The organism is Pseudohalocynthiibacter sp. F2068, from assembly GCF_023015645.1.
In the GTDB taxonomy this organism is placed as follows: Bacteria; Pseudomonadota; Alphaproteobacteria; order Rhodobacterales; family Rhodobacteraceae; genus Pseudohalocynthiibacter; species Pseudohalocynthiibacter aestuariivivens.
Window position 1 is genome coordinate 1 of the sequence record NZ_JALKAK010000040.1, and the last position, 800, is coordinate 800.

At 53.1% G+C, this 800-nt stretch carries 1 protein-coding gene; it reads left to right on the forward strand.

Going from position 1 to position 800, the window contains the following annotated elements:
* Positions 1–242: 242 nt before the first annotated feature.
* On the forward strand, positions 243–608 hold the full coding sequence (locus MWU63_RS20315) for a c-type cytochrome (RefSeq protein ID WP_246531649.1): 366 nt from the start codon (positions 243–245) through the stop codon (positions 606–608).
* The last annotated feature ends 192 nt before the right edge of the window (positions 609–800 follow it).

Here is an 800-nt window from a genome sequence, read left to right on the forward strand (position 1 = left end):
GTCTCAGTCTCAGATGGTTAGGCCAACACCCGGACATTTGGTGGTTGAAAGCGGCCTTTAGGCGGTCTGGCGTCGAACGACGGCAACGAGCCCACAGCGGACTCAAACATGACAAGAATCAAGACTCGCACCCCAACTATATGCAAAGCTGAGATTATTAACATGGAGGGATCGATATGATTTTTGGAGATAGAAGAAAGAACTTGTTTCGTGCCTTAGGTTTAGGGGTAGTCTTGGCGTGCATGTCAGGACTCGCTGCTTCTGCAGACGAAACCGGTGAGAGAGAGTACATGAATTCCTGCGCTTCGTGTCATGGGGTTGATGGAAAAGGCGCTGGACCCGTTGCCAGTGCGCTATCAATAAACATCCCAAAGCCTCTAACGGGGCTGTCTGCTGCTAATGATGGCGAGTTCCCAATGCTGGAGGTTATTCAGATAATTGATGGTCGTACTGGGGTGCGAGGACATGGAACGGCTGCCAGCATGCCCGTCTGGGGAGCGGTCTATAAGTCGCCGATCGTAGGTGAAATCGGGCCCTACGGAGCAGAGATTGCTATACGCGGGCGGATCCTGTCTTTGGCACTCTATCTGGAATCGATACAGGAGTAGACACGACAGGTGAATCTTTGACTGTGCGATCTAGCGCAGCGGTTTGGGTATACGCTTTGAGCGGCCTTTAGCGCGCCCAAACCGAGGGTCTGCTTCGTCCGCATAGCGGTTGTTAGACCGTGATGCCGCGAACGACTGTTCTGAGCCCGGAGCAGACATAGCCCGATTGACTTTTTTTGGGCCTGCTGTCAG